The organism is Polaromonas naphthalenivorans CJ2 (assembly GCF_000015505.1).
GTDB lineage: Bacteria > Pseudomonadota > Gammaproteobacteria > Burkholderiales > Burkholderiaceae_C > Polaromonas > Polaromonas naphthalenivorans.
In genome coordinates this window covers 1468966-1492776 of sequence record NC_008781.1, presented here as the reverse complement: position 1 = coordinate 1492776, position 23811 = coordinate 1468966, and the positions used below count along the sequence as shown (strand labels likewise).

The window sequence follows — 23811 nt, the reverse complement described above, 5'->3', positions numbered from 1 at the left end:
CATGACCCACCCTGCATTCAACCGCCGCACCTTCTGCGGCAGCGCCCTGGCGCTGGCCCTCGCAACTCCGGGCCATGCGCAGGTAAAAAGCCTGGGCGATGCCATCAACAAGGCGGGCCGCCAGCGCATGCTGTCCCAACGCATGGGCAAGGCCTGGATGAGCCTTGGCCTGGGCATCGAGGTCGAGTCCGCGCGTCGCGTGCTGGACCAGTCGATGGCGCTGTTTGACCGCCAGTTGACGGAACTCAAGGCCTTTGCACCCGCAGGCGATACGCGCGACACCTATGTGCAGCTCGAAGCCGCCTGGTCAGGCTACAAGGCCTTGCTGGTGGGCACGTCCCCCTCGCACAACCAGGGCAAGCCGCTGCTGGAGCAGGCCGGCAAGGTTCTGGCGCTGGCGCACAAGGGCACCGGGCTTTACGAGCAGCAGTCCAGCAAGCCCGGCGCCAAGCTGGTCAACGTGGCCGGCCGCCAGCGCATGCTGTCGCAGCGCATGGCGCAGTTTTACCTGGCCAACAGCTGGAATGTGGACACGGCCATCAGCCAGCGTGAAATGGCCAAGGCCCGGGAAGAATTCATCCCGGCCCTGGAACTGCTGCGCAACGCGCCCGAAGCCACCCCGGAGATCAAGCAGACGCTGGCGCTGGCCGACGGGCAGTGGATGTTTTTTAACAATGCCCTGAAAGCCGGCGCTGGCAGCAGCAAAGCGGCATCGCATGTATTTATTACCAGCGAAAACCTGCTGGAGGTGATGGACAACGTGACCTCCCAGTACGCACGCATTCTTGGATAAACGAGGAGCCAAAATCATGAGTGAATGGAAAAAAATCTGCCTGGTCAATGACATCCCCGTGCTCGGCTCGCGCCGTGTCTCACGGCCCCAGGGCATGAATGTCGCCGTCTTTCGCAGCAGCGAAGACAAGGTGTTCGCACTGCTCGACCGCTGCCCGCACAAGGGCGGCCCGCTGAGCCAGGGCATCGTCTTCGGCGAAACCGTCGCCTGCCCGCTGCACAACATGACCATCGGCCTGGCCGACGGCTGCGCCCGGGCGCCCGACGAAGGCTGCACGCCCAAATTCGCCTGCAAGGTCGATGCCGGAGAGGTGTACCTGGATGCCGTCGAGCTGGCGACGCTGGCGATTGACCTGCTGGCGCCCCGTGCCGGTCCGGGCGCGTCCACCGGTGCCGTGGGCGACCAGACCTTCGATGTGCAGGCCCCTCACAGTTCGTAAATCCGTTCCCGTTTTTTTGGAGCCGCCACCATGACTGAAACGCGATCTACCTGTCCCTATTGCGGCGTCGGCTGTGGCGTGATCATCGAATCGCAGGGCGACGACATCACCGGCGTCAGGGGCGATCCGGACCATCCGGCCAACTTCGGGCGGCTGTGCACCAAGGGCTCGACCCTGCACCTGACCGCATCAAGCGTGGTCACGCGGCAGACGCGGCTGCTGTACCCGATGCGGCGCGAGCACCGCAGCGAAGCGCCCCAACGCGCCTCGTGGGACAGCGCGCTGGACTTCGCCAGCGAGAGCTTCGCGCAAATCATCCGCGAGCACGGACCCGACGCCGTTGGTTTTTATATCTCGGGCCAGTTGCTGACCGAAGACTATTACGTCTTCAACAAGCTGGCCAAAGGGCTGATCGGCACCAACAACATCGACAGCAACTCGCGCCTGTGCATGAGCAGCGCGGTGGCCGGCTACAAGCAGACGCTTGGAGCCGACGCGCCGCCGGCCTGCTACGACGACGTGAAGCATGCGCAGTGCCTGTTCATCGTCGGCAGCAACACCGCCTATGCGCATCCGATCCTGTTCCGGCGCATTGAAGACGCCAAGACCGCCAACCCGGCGCTGAGCATCATTTACTGCGACCCGCGCCGCACCGACACCGCCGAAATCGCCGACCTCTACCTGCCGCTGCAGCCCGGCACCGATGTGATGCTGTTCAACGGCATGCTGCACATCATGCTGTGGGAAGGCTGGACGGACCCGGCCTGGATCGCGGCGCACACCCATGACTTCGACGCGCTGAAGGCCACGGTGCGCGACTGCACGCCCGACTTGGTGGCCCAGACTTGCGGCATCAGGAAGGAAGACCTGTTTGCCGCCGCCCGGCTGTTCGCCACCTCGGCCGCCACGCTCAGCCTGTACTGCCAGGGCCTGAACCAGTCGAGCAGCGGCACGGCCAAGAATGCCGCGCTGATCAACCTGCACCTGGCGACCGCGCAAATCGGCAAGCCCGGCGCCGGACCGTTTTCCCTGACCGGCCAGCCGAACGCCATGGGCGGGCGCGAAGTCGGCGGCATGGCCAACCTGATGAGCGGGCACCGCGACCTGTCCAATCCCGATCACCGCGCCGAAGTCGCCGCGCTCTGGGGCGTGCCCAGCGTGCCCGAAAAGCCGGGCAAGACGGCTGTCGAGATGTTCCAGGCCGCCGCCGATGGCGAAATCAAGGCGCTCTGGATTGCCTGCACCAACCCGGCGCAGTCGATGCCCGACCAGGCCCTGGTGCGCCGCGCGCTGGAGCGCGCCGAGCTGGTCATCGTTCAGGAAGCCTTTGCCACCACGGCGACATGCGCCTGGGCCGATCTGCTGCTGCCCGCCACCACCTGGGGCGAAAAGACCGGCACCGTGACCAACAGCGAACGCTGCATCAGCCGGGTCCGGCCCGCCGTGGCGGCGCCCGGCGAGACGCGCCACGACTGGTCGATTGCGGCAGCGTTTGCCCAAAGGCTCGAACGGCTGCTGCCCGGACGCAGTCCCGGCGCCCTGTTCCCCTATTCACTGACAGACCCGGCGCTTGGCGTCGAAACCATCTGGAACGAGCACCGCGAATCAACGCGCGGCCGCGACCTGGACATCACCGGCATGAGCTACGCCATGCTGGAGCAGGCGCCCCGGCAATGGCCGCTGAAAGAAGGCGAAACCACCGGCAAGGCGCGCCTCTATGAAGACGGCATTTTCCCCACGCCCGATGGCAAGGCGCGCTTCGTCAACACCGTGTACAAGCCGGTCGCCGAGCCGCGCGAGTCGCGCTATCCGTTCTCGCTGACCACCGGCCGCCTGCGCGACCAGTGGCACGGCATGAGCCGCACCGGCACGCTGGGCCGCCTGTTCGGCCATGTGGCCGAACCGTCCATCCAGATGAACGTGCAGGACATGGCGCGACGCCTGCTGAAGGAAGGCGAGCTGGTGCATGTCACCTCCAAGCGCGGCTCCATCATCGTGCCGGTGCAGGCTTCGCCCGAAGTCGCGGTCAGCCAGGCCTTCATGGCGATGCACTGGGGCAGCGAATACCTGAGCGGCCAGTCCAGCATCGGCCAGCCCCTGGCAGGTGTCAACGCCCTGACCACTTCGGCCTACTGCCCCAGTTCCAAGCAACCCGAACTCAAGCATGCAGCCGTCAAGATCTTGAAGGCCGAACTGCCCTGGTCGCTGCTGGCCATGGCCTGGTTCGACGAAGGCGATGCTCTGGCCGCCCATGAACAGCTCAAGGCCCTGCTGACGGCATTTCCCTTTGCCAGCTGCGTGCCGTTTTCCAACAACAAGCCTTTGACGGATCGCCAGGGTGAGCGCACCGGCTTGCTGTTTCGCGCAGCGGCCCATGAAGCGCCCGGCGAAGAAATCCTGGCCCTGCTGGAGCGGATTTTCGGCCTCAACGGCTCCTACATCCTGCGCTATGCCGACCGCAAGAAAGGCCAGCGCCGCACGATACGGCTAGCGCGCACCCATGACAATGCCGAGCTGACCGGCTTTGTGCTGGCCGGAGACACCAGCGCCCAGGCCTGGATCACCACTCTGCTCAAGGACGAGCTGCCCGCGCAGGCCTACGGCCGGCTGCTGCTGCTGCCGGGCGCCAAGCCACCGGTGGCGGTCCAGTCGCGCGGCAAGGTGGTGTGCAGCTGCCTGAACGTCACCGACACGGCCATCGACGAGCATCTGGCACTTCTGGGGCAGGCGGACACCGATGAAGCCCGGCTGGCATCCTTGCAGGGCGCCCTGAAATGCGGCACCAGTTGCGGCTCGTGCGTTCCCGAGCTGAAGCGCCGGCTGCGTTCGGCCAGCGGCACGGCCATCGATACGCCAGCATCGCCGCGCAGCGTCATCCCGATCAAGCAAGTGGCTTAAGCGCATTAAGCGCATAACACAGCAAGTCATCTGCATTCACGGACAATCGCCGCATGAGCATCAGCCACTACATCAAAGAAATCGGGCGCGGCAAGGACGGCGCCCGTCCCCTGTCACGCGCGCAGGCCGCCGACCTGCTGGGCCAGGTGCTCGACGGCGTGGTCACCGACCTGGAAATCGGCGGCTTTTGCCTGGCCATGCGCATCAAGGGCGAAACCCCCGAGGAAATGGCTGGCTTTCTCGACGCCGTGCACCAGCGCCTCAACCTGCTGCCCGCCAGCGACGGCCCCACCGTGGTGCTGCCCAGCTACAACGGTGCGCGCAAGCTGCCGGTGCTCACGCCGCTGCTGGCGCTGCTGCTGGCCCGTGAGGGCCTGAGCGTGCTGGTGCATGGAACGCCCACCGAATCGAGCCGTGTTTTTTCATCGGAAGTGCTGTCTGCGCTAGGTACGCAAGCGCTGACAGCTATCAAACCCATAGCACCCGGCGAAGTGGTGTTCGCGCCCACCGAACTGCTCAGTCCGGCGCTCAAGCGCCTGCTCGACGTGCGCCGCGCGGTCGGCCTGCGCAATCCGGCGCACAGCCTGGTCAAGCTGATGAATCCGGTGGCCGGCAAGGCGCTGGTCGTCAGCAGCTACACGCATCCAGAATACGCGCTGTCCATGGCGGCCACCTTCGAGCTCGTCCAGGCCGATGCGCTGCTGCTGCGCGGCACCGAAGGCGAAGGCGTGGCCGACCCGCGCCGCTCGCCGCAGATGCAGGGCTTTGTCAAGGGACAGCGCGTGCTGGCCCACGAAGGCGTGAAGGGAACCCTGCCCTCCGTGCCTGATCTACCCAAGGCCATCGACGCCAGCAGCACGGCGGCCTATATCCAGTCGGTGCTGGCGGGCGACAGCCCCCTGCCGCCGTCGATTGCGCAGCAGGTGGAACATATCTTGCAACTTGTCAGGCAATTATGAACAACAGCAAAGTCACCCTTGTGGGCGCAGGCCCCGGCGATCCGGAACTGCTCACCCTCAAAGCCCTCAAGGCCATCCAGAATGCCACCGTGCTTTTTGTCGATGACCTGGTCAGCGCGGAGATCGTGGCGTTTGCCTCGTCCGGCGCCCGCATCGTCTATGTCGGCAAGCGTGGCGGCTGCAAATCGACGCCGCAGGCCTTCATTGAAAAACTCATGGTCATGGCCGCCAGGGAAGGCGAAAACGTCGTCCGGCTCAAGGGCGGCGATCCCTTCATTTTCGGCCGGGGCGGCGAAGAGGTCGAACACCTGCAGGCCGCAGGCATCCGGGTTGAGGTCGTCAACGGCATCACCGCCGGGCTGGCCGCCGTCACCTCGCTGGGCGTGCCGCTGACGCACCGCCAGCATGCGCATGGCGTGGTGTTCGTCACCGGCCATGCCAAGCCCGGCGATGCCGGCACCGACTGGCGGGCGCTGGCCGCCACCGCGCACAGCGCCCGGCTGACGCTGGTGATCTACATGGGCGTGAGCGGCGCCGAACGCATCCAGAATGAACTGCTGAGCGGCCTGCCCGCCGACACGCCGGTCGCCGTGATCCAGAACGCCTCCCTGTCCAGCCAGCGCCACATCACCACCACGCTGGGCCGGCTGGCTTATGACATCAGCCTGTCCGGCCTGGCCAGCCCGTCGGTCATCGTGGTCGGCGATGTCATCAGCGGCCTGGCGCAGGTCGAAGAGGCGTCCCGGGACAGCAGCGCGCAGGGCCTCAGACGCCGGGTTTAGCACACCGAGGTCACATCCACGTCACACGGGCTTACTACGCTTGCGCCTTTTAGATGGAGGCTTGCGATGTCAACCCGTTTTCTTGCCGGCGCGCTGCTGGCCCTGAGCCTGAGTTGCGCCCAGGCCCAAACCTTTTCATTCGGCCTGTGGGGTGACATGCCTTACAAAAAGGCCGGTGACGACTCAAAAATCCCGGCACTGCTCAAAAGCATCAACCAGTCCGACATCGCCTTCTCGATTTACGACGGGGACATCAAGGATGGCAGCTCCAAATGCACCGATGACATTTACGAGTCGGCCCTTGGCATGTTCGGCCAGATGAAAAACCCCGTGGTCTATGTGCCCGGCGACAACGAATGGACCGACTGCCACCGGCTGAACAATGGCGGCTACGACGGACTCGAACGCCTCGCCCACCTGCGCAAAACCATGTTCCCGACGGCCGCCAGCCTGGGCCAGCGCCAGATGCCGCTGGCGCATCAAGGCCAGCCGGGCGAAAAATTTGTTGAAAACACCTATTTCAGCCATCGCGGCATCATGTTTGTCACGCTCAACGTGCCCGGCAGCAACAACAACAAAATTGTTGACGAAAAGGATTGCGCCAACAAAAGCGCACGCACCCCGCAGCAGTGCGAGGCCAGCAACGCCGAATACCTGGAGCGCGACGCCGCCAACGTCAGCTGGATGCAGCAAGCCTTCAAGGCCGCCAAGGCAAAAAAAGCGCGCGGCCTGGTGCTGGTGATTCAGGCCGACCCCGGCTTTGACCTGCCCGAAACCGAAGACGCCGACGAAAGCCAGGCGCCGCGCGTCAGCGGCTACCGCAACTTCATCGACAGCGTGGTTCAGGAGACCGAGCAGTTCCCCGGCCAGGTGCTGCTGGTGCATGGCGACACGCATTTCTTCAAGATGGACAAGCCGCTCTACAGCCCGACCAAACTGCTGGCCAACCTGACGCGCCTGCAAACCTTTGGCAGCCCGCAGATTCACTGGGTGCGCGTGACGGTGGAGCCGAAAAATGCCAGCGTCTTCACGATTCAGCCGGTGATTGTCAAGCAGTGACGGCCTGAAGCGTTGAAACGGGCGTCGCGGCCAGCGCGCGGCTACACTCCCGTGTTTCAAAAGACGCAGCAACGAGGCGCAGCCGGAACGCTATGTTTTCCATAGCTGCCTGCGCCCGCCCAACCTGCGCAAAAGGCTTGTTTGATGCATAAATTTGATGTGGTGGTGATAGGCGCCGGCGCGGCCGGGCTGTTTTGCGCCGGCCAGGCGGGCCGGCAGGGCCTGAAGGTCTTGCTCGTGGACCACAGCGACAAGGTGGCCGAAAAAATCCGCATCTCGGGCGGCGGACGCTGCAATTTCACCAACCGTGACGCCACGCCGGCCCAGTTCCTGAGCGAGAACCCGCACTTTTGCCGCTCCGCCCTGTCGCGCTACACGCCGCAGGATTTCATCGAGTTGCTGCAGCGCCACGACATTCCCTTTCATGAAAAGCACAAGGGACAGCTTTTTTGCGACCGCTCCGCCGAAGACGTGATCAACATGCTGCTCGCCGAATGCGACGCCGGCCAGGTCACGCGCTGGCAGTCCTGCAGCATCAAAACGGTGCTTTGCGCAGAGCAGGCGGGCGCTACCAGCTACCAAATCGAGAGCAGCCGGGGGCTGATCGAAGCGCCCCAGGTGGTGATTGCCACCGGCGGCCTGTCGATTCCGAAAATCGGCGCAACCGATTTTGGCTACCGTATCGCCAGGCAGTTCGGCCTGCGCCTGGTCGAGCCCAGGGCCGCGCTGGTACCGCTGACTTTTGAGGGCGACAGTTGGGCGCCGTATGCCCAGCTGGCCGGCCTGGCGCTGCCGGTGAAAATCGAAACCGGCCCGCCGGAGGCTACGCCCAAGCAGCGCAAAAAGGCCGTGGTATTTTCCGAAGACCTGCTGTTCACGCACCGGGGCCTGAGCGGCCCGGCGGTGCTGCAGATTTCAAGCTTCTGGCGCGAAGGCCAGCCGATTCGCGTCAACCTGGCGCCGGGCGTGGACCTGGCCGCCCTGCTGCTGCGCGCTAAGGCAACATCCCGCAAACTGATTGCCAACGAGTTGGCCAGCCTGGTGCCCAGCCGCCTGGCCGACGCCTGGGTCAGCGAAGACCCGGCCCTGCAGCGCCCGATCAGCGACGCCACCGACAAGGCCCTGCAGGCGCTGGCGCAGCGGCTGGGCGACTGGCAGCTCACGCCCAACGGCTCGGAAGGCTATAAAAAGGCCGAAGTCACGGTCGGCGGCGTCGATACCCGCGACCTGTCATCGCAAACCATGGAGTCGAAACAGCCGGGGCTGTATTTCATCGGCGAAGTGGTCGATGTGACCGGCTGGCTCGGCGGCTACAACTTCCAGTGGGCCTGGGCGTCCGGTTTTGCCTGCGCGCAGGCGCTGGCGGCGCGGCGGGTTGAGCAGGTGGCGTAACCCGTCGCCACCTGCGACACAATTTGACGCAGGCCGGATGACAATGCGGTGAACCCCTCACTTCCACCCTCATCCCGCCATGACAAACCACGCCACCTCTCCCTGGTCCGACAGCCTGCGGCAGCAAACCCGCGACGCCATTGAAGAAATGCCCATCACGCCCGATGGCCGCCTGCATTTCAAGCACGCCACACGGGGCTATGCCTTTGCGGCGCTGGAAGATTTATTCAATAGCCGCCTGCTGCTGCGCTCCAAAACAGGTGGCGGCGACTGGCTGTTTGAAGACGTGGAAGCTTTGCTGGAAGCGGGCTGGGCGGTGGATTGAAAGTCAGGCATCTCGCCCCAAAGCGTTGAGCCATGGCCAAACGCCCGGATACACTGGAAACCCTCCGGCTTTCCCTTGAGTTGCTGCACCGCATTCCTAGGCGCGGCACGGTTACGGCAAACGAATTGCGCCTGCAACTGCGCGAAGCCGGTTTCGAGCGGGAGCCACGAACCATCCAGCGCCTGCTGCAAACGCTAACCGAATTCAGCGGCATCGAATGCAATAACAGCAGCAAGCCCTACCGTTATTGCTGGAAAGAGGGCGCCCGAAGTTTCTCCATGCAAGGGCTGAGCCCACAGGAATCCCTGCTGCTCACGCTGGCCGAGCAGCAACTGGGCAGCCTGCTGCCGGCTCGGCTGATGAAATCCATGAATAACTTTTTCAGCCAGGCGCGCAGCCAGCTGGGAGACAAAGGCACGCCTCAGCGCGAGCGCGAATGGCTGGACAAAGTGCGCGTGGTCAGCACCAGCCAGCCGCTGCTGCCACCCAAAATTAATCCCGAAGTCTTCGAGCAGGTCAGCAATGCACTGTATGGCGACCAATGGCTGGAGGTGGATTATCAAAATGCCGAGGGTAATAGAAAAACCTCCAAGGTCATGCCGCTGGGTCTGGCGCAGCAGGGGCCGCGCATGTACCTGGTTTGCCGATTCGATGGCTATGACAACGAACGCTGCCTGGCGCTGCACCGCTTTATATCGGCCAAAGCGTCAACGCTGACGTTTGAGCGCCCCAAGGATTTCAACCTCAAGCAGTTTGATGACGATGGACGCTTTGGTTATGGCGATGGCACGAAAATCCGCCTGAGTTTCCGGATTGAGAAAGGAGCCGGGCTGCACATCGTCGAATGCCCGCTGTCTACCAATCAGCAGGTGGTGGAACTGGAGGATGCTTATGAGATTACGGCGACGGTGGTGGAGTCGGATATGCTGGACTGGTGATTGCTGGGGTTTGGGGATGCGGTGATGGAGGTCACGCGTAACTCAATATAAAAACCACTTAAAAGTTTTTAAAAACAAAGGAAACAACAAAAATGTCAAGACTTTTCTCTTATTTAGTTCACGCTTATATGGACGCCCCCCAGAAAGCAAGCATTGGCAGAGTAAAGGTTCAACGGAGGTTGCAGTCTTATATGCGGCCTGTTTGTGCAGGCTTGTTTTCCTGCTGGCCCGGATGGCATTCGCGGACAAGGCTCCCATCTGAATATCGGGCTTTGTGCCCATGCGGACTATCGGAGTGCTCCTGTCCCGGTATGACCTGTTGACCCATCACTTTGCTTTTTGCCTGGCTCTCCTTCAAAACATTTGCATCATCGCCGCGTTGTTAACCACAGTGGTGGAACTGCTCAGGCAGCCACCGCAGCGGCCGGATTCCATCTGAGCTGATCAAAGGCCTTGCCTTTGGTCAGCACCGCCCAGGCGGTGCGCGCCAGCTTGTTGGCCAAGGCCGCGACCACCACGCTGTAGGGCCTGCGGGCCAGCAGCGCGGTGATCCAGCCTGTTCGCTGCGTCCTGGCAATAATGGCCCTGGCCCCGTGCATCAGCAGCGTTCGCACATATGGATCGCCTCGCTTGGAGATGCCCAGCTGGCGGATCTTGCCGCCCGTGCCGCTCTGCCTGGGCGTCAAGCCCAGCCATGCGGCAAACTGCCGGCCCGAGTGAAAGCCGGAGATGTCGGTGGCTGTGGCCGCCAAGGCCGTGGCCGTGAGAGGGCCAATGCCCGGCACCGCCTGCAAGGCCAGCATATGCTGGTCTTGTTTGCCCAGCGCTGCCAGGCGCCTGTCGATGTGATCGATGTCTTGCTGCAGCCGCTCAATGCGGCTGAGCTGCTCCTGCATGCTCTCGATGAGCACGCCAGGCAGCTTGTCCTGCGCCTGGGCCAGTTCACCGGGAATGCGCTGCAGCAAGATGCGATGGCCTTCGGGCAGCACGATGCCGAACTCGCAGAGCAACCCACGCAGGGCGTTGGTTTGCATGATGCGCATCTTCATCAGCTGGGCGCGCATGCGGTGCAGGGCCAGGCAAGCCTGCTGCGGCTCGCTCTTGACGGGCACCTCATGGATGTGCGGCTGCTGGGCCGCGACCCAGATCGCCTGGGCATCGCGCGCATCGGTCTTGTCACGCAGCACGAAGGCCTTGACCTGTCTGGCTGGCAGCAGCTTGACTTGGTGGCCCTGGGCTGCCAGCGTTCGTCCCCAGTGGTGGGCTCCGCCGCAAGCCTCCAGGGCAACCAGGCAGGGCTGGCGGTTGGCGAAGAACTCGGCCACCTTGGCGCGCTTGAGCTTGATGCGCTCGATCTCGCCTGTTTCCGGATCAACGGCATGAATCTGAAACACATTCTTGGCAATGTCCATTCCAACGACGGGCAGTTGTGCGGTAATCTTCATGATGGAGCCTCCAGTTTCCAAGTGGTGACGACGAATCTCTACTTTGGCTACAGGGACTTCCCAGCCAGTCAAGGGCCGGTTTGAAATTTCTTCTTGAAAACGGTATTCCTTGCGGCTGACGCAAACCGGCTGGCTTCAAACGAGGAACAGACTTGCACATCTACAGGCGGGCTTGCTGCACTTGGCGGTGCGGCCCCAGATACCAACCGCGCAGCAGGGCTCCATTCACACTTCGTGGTGCCTACGGCCCACAGCCAAAGTATCGAGCTTGCCTGCTACCGGTCTGACCTGCTCAAAGCATCTGCGATTTCACGTCTGGCAAGAAAAAGGTTCAGAGGTCAATACAGTCGTGCGATGTCTCACATATCGTCTTACGCTGTGGCGGCAATGGCTGAAGGTGGGATGCTGACGTGAAAGGCGTCATAGCGCTTTTCCTTCGTCATGACGGCCCACAAAATCCGGGCGTTCTTGTTGGCCAAGGCCACGACGGCTTTTTGCCACCCACATCGCTCGCGAAGGCGCTGCGCCCACTGTGAGATGGGATCGTCGTTGTGCTTGCCAACCAAAACGACTGACTTGGCGCCCTGAATCAGCAAGCCGCGCAAGTAATTGCTGCCCCGTTTGGTGATGCTGCTCAGACTTGACTTGCCTCCGCTGGAGTTTTGCTTCGGTGTCAGCCCCAGCCAGGCGCCGAACTGCGCTGCGTTCTTGAACTGCTTGAAGTCGCCCACCGTCGCCACGACCGCTGAGGCGGTGACGGGTCCAATGCCCTTGAGCTCTGCTGCGCGCTGGACCTGCTCATCGTCCTTCTGATGAGCGGCAATGCGCTGGTCGCACCACTGGACGTGCTCTTCGATTTCTCGCCAGTGCTCTTGCGCTCTTTGCAGAACCAGCCGTGCCATGCCGGCGATGTCATTGCCAGCATCCTCAATCAGGTCACTCAAGTGTTGTCGCAGCACCTGTGGGCTTTGAGGCAGAACGATGCCAAACTCGGCCAGCAAACCTCGGATTCGGTTGATGCAGGCAGTGCGCTCTTGTTTGAGCCCTTCACGCAGGCGATGCACGCACAGCATGCCTTGCTGAGCAAGGGTCTTGGGCGGCACGAAATTCATGTGCGGTCTTGAGGCCGCCTCGCAAATCGCTGCTGCATCGTTGGCATCGTTCTTGCCGCTCTTGCCCTGAATACGGTACGGCGCAACGAACTGGGCTGCAATCATCCTGGCGTCCAGGCCTCGATCGCGGAGTTGCCGACACCAGTGATGGGCGCCACTGCAAGCTTCCATCGCGACCAGGCAGCCGGGCGGCAGATCGCAACACCATGCCAGAAATCGGTCACGCTTGAGCATCCGGTTAGTGACCACGTTGCCACTGGCATCCACAGCGTGAACCTGGAAAACATTCTTGGCCAAATCAACGCCGACTCGTGTAATGTTGCTCATGGGACTTCTCCTTCCAATAGTGGTTGCAGATTGACTTTCCAGCACTTCAATCTTGGCACTTTGATGCCGTAACCAGGAAGTGGGAAGTCCCTCGTATTCACATCGATGCCGTGGCTGCGGGGCTCCCCATCATTGGGTTCGATCTCCTCGACAGCTTGGCATCGGTAAAGGTGGGGACGTCCATACCATCTGAATAATTCAGTTTTACGGCGCGACAGGAGAGACATGAAGCTGCCTGAGCATCAGCCGGATGTTGTGGCCCGCACCACACAGCACGGCATGCAGCGCATCGCCAAGCGCGCCCTTGAGTGGATTTCGAGCCAGCCGTCCGTCCGTTTTCATGTGCCCAATGGTCGGCTCAATGGCGCTTCGCCGCTTGATCATCGCCTTCAGGGTCCGGGTGATGCCCCGGCGCTGACCTGAGCGCAGAATCTGCACCCCCTGGACCTGCGCGCCCCGGTAGCCCTTGTCCACGATGGCAATGCCGGGTCTTTTCTCGGCGAGGATTTCGACCTGCTCAATCGCCTCATCGAGCGTGTGCCCGTCGTACGGATTGCCCGGCATGCTCCTGCAGCCCACCACCAGACCTTCTTTCAAGGTCGTGGCAATGCTGACCTTGACGCCGAACTCGTACGGCGTCCTGGCTTTTCCCTTGGAGATGCACTCTGCCTCCGGTGCGTGCAGCGCATACAGCTTGCGCTTGTCCCTGGGTTGTTGCGTCAGGATGCGGCTCACGCGGTGCAGCAGTTCCTGCGCTTTGCGCCGCGCTGGCTCTGGCAGTTCATGGAGCTTGCGGATGACTTCGCGGTACACGCGGCCCACCCGGCTCCTGAGCGCCTTGAGGGCTTTGCGCATGCGCTTGAACTGCCTGGCGTGGGCGTAGCGGCCGATCTGCGCGGCCATGCGCGGCGCCTGCCGGTTGCAGTTCTGGCGCAATTGCAGATGGTGTTCATCAGCGAGCCTGACCAGGTGCTGGCGGCTTTTCTCCAGCAGCGCGCTGTCGCTGGGATGGGCGATGGCTTTGGGCATCACGGTGGTATCGACAATGATCCGTTTGAGGCTCGCCTTTTTGATCAGCCCAGCCTCGCGGGCCGCCTCGATGGTGACGGCGAGCAACACCTCAACGCCTTCTTCACCGATACGCTTTCGCCAGCGGCTCAAGCTCGACGGGTCAATGGGCAGCTCTGTTTGCAGATAGGTCTCGCCGCAAAAGTACTGCCAGTAGGGGTTCTCCAGCCACGTCGCCACCACCGCTTCGTCCGAGGCGTCGTTGGCGTGCTGCAGATACAGGAGCCCCGCGACCAGGCGAGGGCGCAATGCAGGGCGCCCCCGGCTTGACGTGAAGTGGGCGCCAAAACTGCGCTCGATCTCCTCCCAGTTCATCAGCTTTGCCAGCCGAACCAGAGGGTGGCTCATCTTGAGTTGCTCGTCCAGTCGGGGGCGAGGCAGCTCGCCCGTTTGCGGTGCGCGCGGTCTGGGTCCCATGAAAAACCTCGTCGAAATTTGCAAGAAATCAAATGGATGGCATTATTTTCTTGCAAATTCAGCCCTCATAAATCCGTAAATTCCCCAGACGGATCAAGAACTTGCGAGTATTTCAGATGGTATTTAATGACACATGACTCTGGATTTGCTCCCAACCCGTTTCACGGAACGCTCACTTTGGCAACCTGCAAGCCAGGTATTCGCCGAACTATTGATCCGGCCCAATGAAGTATGAACTTTACTGAATTTTCTCTATCGAAGAAAGATGGAAAAAGAAAATGCAAGAAAGCAGACGCTGGAGCAGCTTCACGAGCGGCGCAAGCAAGTCGTGAGACTGCATAAAAGGGCAATGGGCGTCATGCAAATTGTCTCCATGACGGGTTTGAGCTACCCGGCTGTGCGCAGGTGCATCGACCTGTTCGATGAGGGCGGCTGGCCAGCAATACGACCGGCCTTGCGTGGGCGCACTCAAGGTCTGGGGCGCACCCTGAGCCAGGCTCAGGAGGACAGCCTTCAGCGCAGCATCATCGATCAACGCCCTGAGCAGCTCAAGATGGATTTTTTCCTGTGGAGCCGGGCGGCCGTAGGCCAGCTCATCGAGCAGGAGTACGGCATCGAGCTGCAGGTGCGCAGCGTTGGCAAGTACCTGGCCCGCTGGGGTTTTACGCCCCAAAAGCCCATCAGGCGAGCCTACGAACAAAGCCCTGAAGCGGTGCAGGCCTGGCTCGAAGGCGAGTACCCGGCGATAGAGCAACGCGCCCGCCAGGAAGGCGCTGAAATCCATTGGGGTGACGAGACGGCGCTGGTGAACACCGATGTGCGCGGTAGAAGCTTTGCGCCTGCTGGAAAGACACCGGTGGCCAGAACCGTGGGAGGCACCCGGCAAAAGCTCTCGATGATTGCCACGGTGACTAACCAGGGGAAAACCCGCTGGATGATCATTGACGATGCGTTTGACGCGGACAAGCTCATCGAATTCCTGCGGGCACTGGTCAAGGATGCGGGCAAAAAGGTATTTTTGATACTGGACAACCTGCGGGTTCATCACAGCAAAATCGTCAAGGCCTGGGTGGCTAACCACAGGGACGAAATTGAGCTGTTTTATCTGCCCAGCTACAGCCCTCAGCTCAATCCGGAGGAACGCCTCAATGCGGATCTGAAGCAGGAGATGGGCAAACGCGTACCGGCGCGCAGCAAAGCCAAATTACGCGATGCCGCCAACGAGCACATGGCTCTGCTCGAGCGCACGCCTGAGCGAGTTATCGCCTACTTTCAGGATCGGCGTGTTCGCTATGCCGCTTAATACTTCATCGGGCCGGATCAATAAAGCATGATTTTTGAACACATTGGCGGCGTAAAAGTGAATGCACAGTTTTCCTCGGAACACGAGTTTCACTACCGCTATCCGCAGTAAGCAAAATGAACCACCCAGCAAAACAAGACCCGCTGTACGAGACGGTAAAACAATTGGTCATCGAAACCAAAAATCCGTCTGTTTCACATGCGCAGAGAAGATTCAAACTTGGATACAACCGAGCTATCGGGTTAATTGAGGCGATGGAGGGTGAAATTGTCACAGCCAGGGATGAAAATGGTTGGAGAAGCATGCTGACGGGCGAAACCAACGGACGGGATTAGCTTGATACGTTCAGGTTGATTGCTTTCGCTTGCTTTACAACGAAGATGCCATGCTGCTCAATGACGGGATGCGCTGATGACCGTTTAGTAATAGTTCTGATCCTCTCACCCCGGCTGCCGAATCAAGCTCTCCGCCGGAATGCCCAGTCCGACATGCAGGCGCCACACCATCGCCAGCGTCAGCTTTCGCTTGCGGTTCAACACCTCGTACACCCGGTTGCGCTGCCCAATCATGGGCTCCAGGTCTTTGGGTTTGAGCCCCTGCTGCTCCATGCGAAACAGAATCGCCTCTATCGGATCAGGCGGGCTGATGGGGTAATGCTTGGCCTCATACGCTTCGATCAAGGTCAGCATGGCCTCAAAATGCGCGCCCGCATCACTGTCAATCTCGGGCTCGTTGTCAAAATAAGGCGCCACCAGTGCGAGTGCGGCACGGTAATCGGCGTCGGTACGGATGGGACGAATGGGGTAGCGGTCTGGCTTTTTCACGGTTGATTCTCCACGGTGGCAGCGTCGATGGCGTCGTACTGTGCGTGCGTGCCGACAAACTTGATGTAAAGGGCCTCAAAGCGGTAGGCCACGGCCACCACCAGGCGGAATTCGTTGCCCTTGATATTGAACACCACCCGGTTCGCTGCCACGAAGCTGGCGCTGGCATACCGAAGCTTAATGTCCTGCGGAGTCTTCCACTGCGCGTGGTGGGCATCTTCAAACCAGGTTTGCAAGGCCTGCCTTGACGCCGGATGCCTGAGCCAGAACTCCACCAATGTTGCTTTTGAGATCACACGCATGCTATATTTTAGTCCCAAATTGGGACCAACTGACGAAATTGACCGGCTGGCTCGGCGGCTACAACTTCCAGTGGGCCTGGGCCAGCGGTTTTGCCTGCGCGCAGGCGCTGGCGGCGCGGCGGGTTGAGCTGGCTGTATGATGCGCAGTTGGGTCTGATTTCCAGACTGCTATAATCTTAGGCTTTGCTAGCAAACCCGCACCTGGCCTGATCCTGATCAGATCAATTAAGGTGCATCTTTTGGATCAATTCATCAATGACCACCATTCGCGTAAAAGACAACGAACCCTTTGACGTCGCTCTGCGCCGCTTCAAGCGAACCATCGAAAAACTCGGCCTGCTGACCGACTTGCGTGCGCGTGAGTTCTACGAAAAGCCAACCGCCGAGCGCAAGCGCAAGAAGGCAGCCGCCGTCAAGCGCAACTACAAGCGCATTCGCGCCATGCAGTTGCCCAAGAAGCTGTACTGATCCATCATTAGTACTTGCCTCACGGCAGCTCAAGCCCGCAAGAGGACGCTCTGCGGGCTTTTTTGTTTTCTCAAGCGCCACATTTCATCTTTTCTTATCAGCATCCCTCAAGGAGCCCTGCCATGACCCTCAAAGAACAAATCACCGAAGACATGAAAACCGCCATGCGCGCCAAGGACAGCGAGCGCCTGGGCACCATCCGCCTGCTGCTGTCGGCCATCAAGCAAAAGGAAGTGGACGAGCGCGTGGTGGTGGACGACGTGATGGCTGTGGCCATCGTGGACAAGCTGATCAAGCAGCGCAAGGATTCGATTGAGGCGTTTGAAAAAGCCGAGCGCAAGGATCTGGCCGACAAGGAAGCGGCCGAACTGCTGGTGCTGCAAGCCTACCTGCCGGCCCGCCTGAGCCTTGATGAGGTCACCACCGAAGTCAAGGCCATCGTCGCCACGCTGGCCGCCGAGATGGGCCGCGCCGTGGGTCCGGCCGACATGGGCAAGGTCATGGGCGCGGTGAAGGCCCAGCTGGCCGGCAAGGCCGACATGGGCCAGGTGTCGGCGGCGGTGAAGGCTGCGCTGGCTTCTTAATTACTCCACGCGCACGGGCGTGGACACCGGGTCAGCCAGCGTTTTTCCCATATTCATGTTGTCCATGAAATCAAGCTTCAGGACATAGGCGCCCGCTGGCGGCGCCAGCCGGGTTTCGGTCTGGCCGTTCGGAAAATCCATCTCTACCGGCTTGCCGCCGTTTTTGGGGGTCACCGTCAGCCGGAAATGTCCTGTGTCTTTTTGCTGTTGGCTCACATGGGCCACATTGAGTCCTGAAGCCTGAAACTGCACGGTAAACGGCGGCTTGAGCCTGGCATCAGGGGCGATATTCGGAAAACTGATTTCCTTGCTGATCAGGCTCTTCGGATCAATGTCCTTGTTTTTTCGCGTGACTGTGATCTTCAGCGGCTTGCTGTAAACGAAATGCGGCAGGTGCTTGTCATCCGCCAGCAGCAGGCGCAATGTGTAGGTGCCGGGCTCCAGCATCAGCACCGTTTCCATCTGCCCCTTGCCGAAGTGCATGTACTGGTCATCAAAAGGCAAGGCCTTCTTGAAGTCGAGGGGCAACTCACGGTTGATCAAAAGATGATGGTGGCCGCTCTTTCCGGCCTGCGGAGCACTGATCGGGGCCAGACCCCAGCCGCTGCTCAGCCCAAACGCGAGGCGAAAAGGCGTTTCAATCTTCGCGCCGTTCTGCAGGTTGGTGAAATAGGCTTCGGCCGTGCTCCGGGATGGCCCGACTTGCCATGGGTACAGCGCCTGGGCCGGCGCCGGAGCGGCTTGCGCCAGGCAAATAAGTGGACAAAGAGCGGCAAGGCCTGCAGCCAGTGTGTGTTTTAAAGCCAATTGGATTCCCCTGTGCTCACAAACATATGTGAGCAGGGAGATTACATTTTTTTACCAGGAATGCAATACGCCGCCAACTATTTCAAGACCCGGCCACCTTCATCCGGTTGACCAGGATCGAGCCCACGGTTTTGGCGCCGTAGTTGTAGGTGTCGGCGCCGACGGCCTGGATGCCCAGCAGCATGTCCTTGAGGTTGCCGGCAATCGTGATTTCCTCCACCGGAAAGGCGATTTCGCCGTTCTCGACCCAGAAACCCGAAGCGCCGCGCGAATAGTCGCCGGTCACGTAGTTCACGCCCTGCCCCATCAGTTCGGTCACGAACAGCCCCCGGCCCAACTTGCGCAGCATGGCATCGAGGTCATCGCCGGCCTTCGTCTTGCGGCTGGTGAGCGTCAGGTTGTGCGAGCCGCCGGCATTGCCGGTGGTCCGCATGCCGAGCTTGCGCGCTGAATAGGTGCTCAGGAAATAGCCGGCGACGCGTCCGGCCTCCACCACCTGGCGGGCACTGGTCTTGACGCCCTCTTCATCGAACGGCGCGCTGCCCTTGCCCTTGAGCAGGTGCGGGTCTTCGTTGATGTCGATGTGTTTCGGGAAGGCCAGCTTGCCCAGGCTGTTCGCCAGGAAGGTGCTTTTGCGGTACAGCGCGCCGCCGCTGACGGCCTGCACAAAACCGCCCAGCAGGCCGGCGGCCAGGGGTGATTCAAACAGCACCGGACACTCGACGGTCGGGATTTTCCGGCCTTTCAGGCGGGCCAGCGCGCGTTCGGCGGCATAGCGGCCGACCGCCTCGGGGTGGGCCAGTTCATTCGCGTCGCGCATCGAGCTGTACCAGGCGTCGCGCTGCATCTGCTTGCCCTTGCCGGCAATCGGCGCCACCGAAATGCTGTGCCGCGAACTGGCATAGCCGCCCCGGAAGCCTGAGGTGTGGGCGCTGAAAAAATGGCTTTGCTGGGCCGACACGCCCGCCCCTTCGCTGTTGGTGATCAGGCGGCTGGTGCCCATGGCGGCGGCCTCGCATTGCAGCGCCAGCTGGGCGGCTTGCTCCGAGGTGATGGCCCACGGATGAAACAGGTCCAGCGCCGGGTGTTCGCGGGCAATGTCCTGCTCGTCCGGCAGGCCCGAGGTTTCGTCTTCGGCCGTGAAGCTGGCGATGTCATAAGCCGCCTTCACGGTCTGCTGGATGGCGGCCTTGGAAAAATCGCTGGTCGATGCATTGCCGCGCTTTTTGCCGACATAGACCGTGACGCCGAGCGACTTGTCGCGGTTGCGCTCGACCGACTCCAGCTCGCCCTTGCGCACGCTGACCGACAGGCCGCAGCCTTCTGAAGCTTCGGCGGCCGCATCGGTCGCGCCCAGCTTCTTGGCATGGCTAAGTGCGGTATCGACCAGGTCTTCAAAAAAGTCGCGGTGGTAGCTGAAACCGGCCTCGGGCTGGGTGGTTTTAACGCGGGAAGCGGTGCGGGATGAACGGACAGGTGATTTTTGGGTCATATAGCTATGATACTAAGCCCTATGAACATCAAGACACCCAAGGCCATCAAAGGCTACTGGTCCAACGGCCGGTTTGTGAAACCCGAAGAAATTGCCCTCGAAGAAGTAGGGCCGCCCAGCAAGACCCAGCTCAAGGCCGAGGCCGGCGAAAAGCAGGCGCTCGGCGAAGCGCTGCTGACCCTGCGCGCCGACCTGATGGCGCGCCTGGACCTGCCCGAAAAGCTGCTCGACGCGCTGGCGCAGGCCAAGCGCATCACCAATTTCGAAGGCCGGCGCCGCCAGATGCAATTCATCGGCAAGCTGATGCGGCCGCTGGACATGACACCGATCCGCGCGGCCATCGACGAGCAGGCAAACGGCTCGGCCGACCTGACGCTGGCCCTGCACCTGGCCGAGCAGTGGCGCGACAAGCTGATTGCCTCGGACGACGCGCTCAGCCAGTGGCTCACCGACTACCCGGCGACTGATTCGCAGCAGTTGCGTGCGCTGATCCGCCAGGCCCGCAAGGACATTGCCAAGCCCGAAATACCGGGCGAGGCGCCGCGCCACGGCAAGGCCTACCGCGAGATTTTCCAGCTGGTCAAGCTGGCCATGGCGCAGGAGCCCGAGGCATGAGCGAGGGTTTTGATCCGGTCAAAATCGGCATCGTGTCGGTCAGCGACCGCGCGTCAAGCGGCGTCTACGCGGACAAGGGCCTGCCCGCGCTCAAGGACTGGCTGACGCGCGCCCTGCGCAACCCGATTGCCTTTGAAGAGCGCCTGATTCCCGACGAGCAGGCGGGCATCAGCGCCACGCTGATCGAATTGGTCGATGCGGGCTGCTGCCTGGTGCTGACCACCGGCGGCACCGGCCCGGCGCCGCGCGACGTGACGCCCGAGGCCACGCTGGCCGTGGCGCACAAGCACATGCCCGGCTTTGGCGAGCAGATGCGCCAGGTCAGCCTGAAGTTCGTGTCGACGGCCATCCTGTCGCGCCAGGTCGCGGTGATTCGCGGCCAGAGCTTGATCCTGAACCTGCCCGGCCAGCCCAAGGCAATTGCCGAGACGCTCGAAGGCCTGAAAAACGAGGCGGGCGAATCGCTGGTGCCCGGCATTTTTGCCGCCGTGCCCTACTGCATCGACCTGATCGGCGGGCCTTATATCGAAACCCGCGACGAGGTGTGCAAGGCGTTCCGGCCCAAGAATGCGATCCGGGCGCTAAAACAAGCATGAAATAGTGCTTTTGCGCATACTGGACGGTCGCAAGCAGCTATTAAAACAATAGCAATAAAACACAACTGCTATCGCTACAGCTACTTGCCCACCAGTTGATTGAGCTTGTCGGCTTCAAAGTTCTCCTGCAGCGCGGCATCCTTGGGAACGCAATCCTGCGGACCGGGGCTTTTCGGATGGGACAGCTTTTCAATCGCCTGCCAGAGCAGCGCAATCTGGTGCTCCTGGCCGGAGGCGTTGTCGATCAGCCCGCGCAGGGCCTGGCTCAGCGGGTCGTCGTTCTGCGTCACGCCGTAGGCTGAAAACCCCATCTGGCTGGCGACCTGCTCGCGCTTGACATCGGCGCCGGCCTGGATCACCCGGGCTGGGTTGCCCACGGCCGTGGCGCCGGCCGGCACCGGCTTGACCACCACGGCGTTCGAGCCGATCTTGGCGCCGTCGCCGACGGTGAAGCCGCCCAGCACCTGCGCACCGGCACCGACCACCACGTTCTTTCCCAGCGTCGGGTGGCGCTTGGTGCCTTTGTAGAGCGCGGTGCCGCCCAGCGTGACACCCTGGTAAATCGTGCAGCCGTCGCCGATTTCAGCGGTTTCGCCGACGACCACGCCCATCGCATGGTCGAAAAACACGCGTTCGCCAATTTTGGCGCCGGGGTGGATTTCGATACCCGTCAACCAGCGCGCCAGATGCGAGATGAACCGGCCCAGCCATTTGAAGCCATGCGTCCAGCACGCGTGCGCCCAGCGGTGCAGGATGACGGCATGCACGCCGGGGTAGCAGGTCAGCACCTCCCAGCGGGTGCGGGCGGCCGGGTCGCGTTCAAGGATGCACTGGATGTCGGAGCGGAGTCTGGAAAACATGACGGGAGTTTAGGCGCTGGTCGGCGTATCCGCTGGCGCGGGCGGCTTGTCCGCCGCCGGCAAGGCTTTATCGGGCGCATGCCGCATCATGGCCTTGGCCACGCCGCGCAGGATGTGGATTTCCTCGGGGCTGAGCTGCGCGCGGTTGAACAGCTGGTTCAGGCGCGGCATGAGCTTCTTGGGCGATGCCGGGTCGAGAAAGCCGATATCGACAAGCGCTTCTTCCCAGTGCTTGAGCATGCCGCTCACGGCGGCGGCGTCGGCCAGACGGGGTTCTTCAATCGCCGCCTGAATGCCGAAGCCGCCCAGGGCTTCGCGCCAGTCGTAGGCAATCAGCTGCACCGCCGCGCCCAGGTTGAGCGAGCCGAACTTCGGGTCGGTCGGAATGCTCAGGGCGACATGGCAGCGATAGACATCCTCGTTCTGCATGCCAAAGCGCTCGGAGCCGAACAAAAAAGCAACCGAATCGGGCCTTTGCGCAGGATGGACGGGCGTACCCAGCTCCTGTTTTAATAGCGCCTCGCTTCGCCCCAGCAACTCGGCGAAATGCGCGCGCGGCGCCCGCGTCGGCGGGCCAAAATCGCGCGGCGTCATGGCCGTGGCGCACAGATGCGCCATGCCGTCGAGCGCCTCGTCGAGCGTCTCGACAATCCGCGCATTGTTCAAAACGTCGAGCGCGCCGCTGGCCCGCTGGATGGTTTCCTCGCGCCGCAGCACATTGGCCCAGCGCGGCGCGACCAGCACCAGGTCGTCGAAGCCCATGGTTTTCATGGCGCGGGCGGTGGCGCCCACATTGCCGGCGTGGCTGGTGTTGATCAGGATGAAGCGGGTTTTCATGGGAATAAAAAGGGGTCCAGCGCCGCAGCCGAAAACCCTGGCGCTCAAGGTAATTGCGGCCGGGACGGGCGAAGCCGGTAAAATCCGATATTGTCGCCTCCCCGCCACCGCTGGTTTCCAGTTCTCGGTTCGCGGTTTTGCAGTTCCTGCCCGCTCTTTCTTAACCTCTATGTCCAGCAATCTACATCCCATGCTCAATGTGGCCGTCAAGGCTGCGCGCGCCGCCGGCGCCCTCATCAACCGCGCCGCACTTGACGTTGAAGCAGTTCGCGTTTCGCTCAAGCAGACCAACGATTTCGTCACCGAAGTCGATCAGGCCGCCGAAGCCGCGATCATCGAAACCCTGCTGACGGCCTACCCCGGCCACGGCATCCTGGCCGAGGAATCGGGCAGCGAGCATGGCGCGAAGGACTCCGAATTCGTCTGGATCATCGACCCGCTGGACGGCACCACCAACTTCATCCACGGCTTTCCGTTTTACTGCGTCAGCATCGCGCTGTCGGTGCGCGGCAAGATCGAGCAGGCGGTGGTCTATGACCCGACCCGCAACGATATCTACAGCGCCAGCAAGGGCCGGGGCGCCTACGTCAACGACCGCCGCATCCGCGTGGGCAAGCGCACCCGCCTGCAGGAATGCCTGATTTCGACCGGCTTTCCCTACCGCCCCGGCGACAAGCTCAAGCCCTACCTGAACATGCTCGGCGAAGTCATGAGCCAGTGCGCCGGCGTGCGCCGCCCGGGCGCGGCGGCGCTGGACCTGGCGCACGTCGCGGCCGGCTTCACCGACGGCTTTTTTGAAACCGGCCTGCTGCCCTGGGACGTGGCGGCGGGTTCGCTCCTGATCACCGAAGCGGGCGGGCTGATCGGCAACTTCACCGGCGAGGCCGACTTCATCGACCACGGCGAATGCGTTGCCGGCAACCCGCGCATCTACGGCCAGCTGGTCGGTACGCTGGGCAAGTACAGCAAGTTTGCCGGCGCCGGCGACAAGGCCACGGTGCGCCAGGCCCTGCAGGATTCAAGGACTGAAGCCAGCGCGGACGAAAGCACCGACGGCAGCGAAACAACCAGCCCCGCCGTGAGTGAAAAACCCACGCTCAAAGCCAAAAGAATCAGGCCCCCGGTGGCCCCCGATACCATCACGCCTGACGCGCCCTTCTAGGCCGGCT

26 protein-coding genes are annotated in these 23811 nt (G+C 62.0%); 17 read left to right on the top strand and 9 right to left on the bottom strand.

Translation table 11 applies throughout. The features are described from left to right. Position 1: 1 nt before the first annotated feature. From PNAP_RS07020 to PNAP_RS06980, 9 genes are all read left to right on the top strand, one after another. Positions 2-793: a type IV pili methyl-accepting chemotaxis transducer N-terminal domain-containing protein gene (locus PNAP_RS07020; RefSeq protein WP_011800807.1), complete on the top strand. Its 792-nt coding sequence runs from the start codon at positions 2-4 to the stop codon at positions 791-793. Between the two features lie 16 nt (positions 794-809). Beyond that, on the top strand, positions 810-1232 hold the full coding sequence (nirD, locus tag PNAP_RS07015; protein ID WP_011800806.1) for a nitrite reductase small subunit NirD: 423 nt from the start codon (positions 810-812) through the stop codon (positions 1230-1232). A gap of 30 nt (positions 1233-1262) precedes the next feature. Then, positions 1263-4130: a nitrate reductase gene (locus PNAP_RS07010; protein WP_011800805.1), complete on the top strand. Its 2868-nt coding sequence runs from the start codon at positions 1263-1265 to the stop codon at positions 4128-4130. A 53-nt stretch (positions 4131-4183) separates the two neighbouring features. Beyond that, positions 4184-5089, top strand: a complete 906-nt coding sequence (gene ybiB, locus PNAP_RS07005; RefSeq protein WP_011800804.1) for a DNA-binding protein YbiB — start codon at positions 4184-4186, stop codon at positions 5087-5089. Further along, the gene (gene cobA, locus PNAP_RS07000) at positions 5086-5871 is read left to right on the top strand and encodes a uroporphyrinogen-III C-methyltransferase (protein ID WP_011800803.1); all 786 of its coding nucleotides are present in this window, start codon (positions 5086-5088) and stop codon (positions 5869-5871) included. Before ybiB ends, cobA begins: the two co-directional genes overlap by 4 nt. Positions 5872-5937: 66 nt before the next feature. Continuing rightward, complete coding sequence (locus tag PNAP_RS06995; protein ID WP_011800802.1) at positions 5938-6930, top strand: hypothetical protein; 993 nt, start codon at positions 5938-5940, stop codon at positions 6928-6930. A gap of 144 nt (positions 6931-7074) precedes the next feature. Continuing rightward, entirely contained in the window at positions 7075-8322 is a 1248-nt protein-coding gene (locus PNAP_RS06990; protein WP_011800801.1) for a BaiN/RdsA family NAD(P)/FAD-dependent oxidoreductase, read from the top strand. A gap of 79 nt (positions 8323-8401) precedes the next feature. Further along, positions 8402-8647 carry a hypothetical protein gene (locus PNAP_RS06985; RefSeq protein ID WP_011800800.1) on the top strand — a complete coding sequence of 82 codons (246 nt, stop codon included), beginning with the start codon at positions 8402-8404 and terminating at the stop codon, positions 8645-8647. A 32-nt stretch (positions 8648-8679) separates the two neighbouring features. Then, a complete protein-coding gene (locus tag PNAP_RS06980) occupies positions 8680-9585 on the top strand; it encodes a helix-turn-helix transcriptional regulator (protein ID WP_011800799.1) in 906 nt (301 codons plus the stop codon). 404 nt (positions 9586-9989) lie between these two features. Here the strand turns inward: PNAP_RS06980 and PNAP_RS06975 are convergent, their stop codons facing one another. The 3 genes from PNAP_RS06975 to PNAP_RS06965 all read right to left on the bottom strand — a co-directional run bounded on the left by PNAP_RS06975 (position 9990) and on the right by PNAP_RS06965 (position 13954). After that, a complete protein-coding gene (locus PNAP_RS06975; protein WP_011799849.1) occupies positions 9990-11030 on the bottom strand; it encodes an IS110 family RNA-guided transposase in 1041 nt (346 codons plus the stop codon). Between the two features lie 371 nt (positions 11031-11401). Next, positions 11402-12469, bottom strand: a complete 1068-nt coding sequence (locus PNAP_RS06970) for an IS110 family RNA-guided transposase (RefSeq protein WP_011799848.1) — start codon at positions 12467-12469, stop codon at positions 11402-11404. A gap of 204 nt (positions 12470-12673) precedes the next feature. Continuing rightward, a complete protein-coding gene (locus tag PNAP_RS06965) occupies positions 12674-13954 on the bottom strand; it encodes an IS5 family transposase (protein WP_011800797.1) in 1281 nt (426 codons plus the stop codon). Positions 13955-13990: 36 nt separating this feature from the next. Between PNAP_RS06965 and PNAP_RS28235 the strand changes: the two genes are divergently transcribed. The 3 genes from PNAP_RS28235 to PNAP_RS25595 all read left to right on the top strand — a co-directional run bounded on the left by PNAP_RS28235 (position 13991) and on the right by PNAP_RS25595 (position 15592). Beyond that, positions 13991-14182, top strand: a complete 192-nt coding sequence (locus PNAP_RS28235; RefSeq protein WP_198140678.1) for an Nmad2 family putative nucleotide modification protein — start codon at positions 13991-13993, stop codon at positions 14180-14182. A gap of 37 nt (positions 14183-14219) precedes the next feature. Further along, positions 14220-15257: an IS630 family transposase gene (locus PNAP_RS06960; protein WP_011799840.1), complete on the top strand. Its 1038-nt coding sequence runs from the start codon at positions 14220-14222 to the stop codon at positions 15255-15257. Positions 15258-15373: 116 nt separating this feature from the next. After that, positions 15374-15592, top strand: coding sequence for a DNA translocase FtsK (locus tag PNAP_RS25595; protein WP_011800796.1), 219 nt, complete (start codon positions 15374-15376; stop codon positions 15590-15592). 105 nt (positions 15593-15697) lie between these two features. Here the strand turns inward: PNAP_RS25595 and PNAP_RS06955 are convergent, their stop codons facing one another. Further along, the gene (locus PNAP_RS06955; RefSeq protein WP_011800795.1) at positions 15698-16081 is read right to left on the bottom strand and encodes a helix-turn-helix domain-containing protein; all 384 of its coding nucleotides are present in this window, start codon (positions 16079-16081) and stop codon (positions 15698-15700) included. Further along, entirely contained in the window at positions 16078-16383 is a 306-nt protein-coding gene (locus PNAP_RS06950) for a type II toxin-antitoxin system HigB family toxin (protein ID WP_011800794.1), read from the bottom strand. The genes PNAP_RS06955 and PNAP_RS06950 overlap by 4 nt, the downstream gene beginning before the upstream one ends. 255 nt (positions 16384-16638) lie before the next feature. On the opposite strand from PNAP_RS06950, the gene rpsU reads away from it, so the two are divergent. After that, complete coding sequence (rpsU, locus tag PNAP_RS06945; protein WP_011484193.1) at positions 16639-16851, top strand: 30S ribosomal protein S21; 213 nt, start codon at positions 16639-16641, stop codon at positions 16849-16851. Between the two features lie 122 nt (positions 16852-16973). Further along, entirely contained in the window at positions 16974-17435 is a 462-nt protein-coding gene (locus PNAP_RS06940; protein ID WP_011800792.1) for a GatB/YqeY domain-containing protein, read from the top strand. On the opposite strand, the gene PNAP_RS06935 is transcribed toward PNAP_RS06940, so the two are convergent. After that, positions 17436-18242 (bottom strand): DUF4399 domain-containing protein, encoded by an 807-nt coding sequence (locus tag PNAP_RS06935; RefSeq protein WP_011800791.1) that lies wholly within the window; start codon positions 18240-18242, stop codon positions 17436-17438. It lies immediately after the preceding gene. Positions 18243-18324: 82 nt separating this feature from the next. Further along, positions 18325-19734 carry a metalloprotease PmbA gene (gene pmbA / locus PNAP_RS06930; protein ID WP_011800790.1) on the bottom strand — a complete coding sequence of 470 codons (1410 nt, stop codon included), beginning with the start codon at positions 19732-19734 and terminating at the stop codon, positions 18325-18327. Positions 19735-19755: 21 nt separating this feature from the next. Between pmbA and yjgA the strand changes: the two genes are divergently transcribed. Together yjgA and mog are read left to right on the top strand one after the other, a co-directional pair. After that, the gene (gene yjgA / locus PNAP_RS06925; RefSeq protein ID WP_086000537.1) at positions 19756-20349 is read left to right on the top strand and encodes a ribosome biogenesis factor YjgA; all 594 of its coding nucleotides are present in this window, start codon (positions 19756-19758) and stop codon (positions 20347-20349) included. Then, on the top strand, positions 20346-20945 hold the full coding sequence (gene mog / locus PNAP_RS06920) for a molybdopterin adenylyltransferase (RefSeq protein ID WP_011800788.1): 600 nt from the start codon (positions 20346-20348) through the stop codon (positions 20943-20945). The genes yjgA and mog overlap by 4 nt, the downstream gene beginning before the upstream one ends. A gap of 80 nt (positions 20946-21025) precedes the next feature. On the opposite strand, the gene cysE is transcribed toward mog, so the two are convergent. Next, positions 21026-21805, bottom strand: a complete 780-nt coding sequence (gene cysE / locus PNAP_RS06915; protein WP_011800787.1) for a serine O-acetyltransferase — start codon at positions 21803-21805, stop codon at positions 21026-21028. Between the two features lie 9 nt (positions 21806-21814). Then, positions 21815-22642 carry an RNA methyltransferase gene (locus PNAP_RS06910; protein ID WP_041376586.1) on the bottom strand — a complete coding sequence of 276 codons (828 nt, stop codon included), beginning with the start codon at positions 22640-22642 and terminating at the stop codon, positions 21815-21817. A gap of 169 nt (positions 22643-22811) precedes the next feature. On the opposite strand from PNAP_RS06910, the gene PNAP_RS06905 reads away from it, so the two are divergent. Further along, positions 22812-23804: an inositol monophosphatase family protein gene (locus tag PNAP_RS06905; protein ID WP_011800785.1), complete on the top strand. Its 993-nt coding sequence runs from the start codon at positions 22812-22814 to the stop codon at positions 23802-23804. Positions 23805-23811 lie beyond the last annotated feature (7 nt).